This is a genomic window from Nonomuraea sp. MG754425, from assembly GCF_021699195.1.
Taxonomy (GTDB): domain Bacteria; phylum Actinomycetota; class Actinomycetes; order Streptosporangiales; family Streptosporangiaceae; genus Nonomuraea.
In genome coordinates this window covers 1-242 of record NZ_SSXE01000609.1, presented here as the reverse complement: position 1 = coordinate 242, position 242 = coordinate 1, and the positions used below count along the sequence as shown (strand labels likewise).

1 protein-coding gene is annotated in these 242 nt (G+C 78.1%); it reads right to left on the bottom strand.

Annotation, left to right across the window (positions count from 1 at the left end):
- The coding region (locus FAF44_RS54185) for a hypothetical protein (RefSeq protein WP_237111254.1) at positions 1-242 on the bottom strand (242 nt) is incomplete at both ends.

Genomic DNA, 242 nt, shown 5'->3' with positions numbered 1-242 from the left:
TCGATGCAGGCCGGCACCCAGGGCAGGGCCGGATCGTCCGGCCCTGCCGCCGTGATCAGGCCGAGCACTCGCCGGATGCGCTCGCGGTGGTCGCGGCGGCCCGACTTCAGCGCCACCCGTCCCGCCATCGCCAGCGTGGCCAGCGCGGCGGACGGGGCGTGCCCGGCGGCGGCCTCGGCGGCGGGAATGAGCAGGGCCATGGCGGCGTCCTGCCGCCCGCTGCTGGAGACGACCCAGCCGAC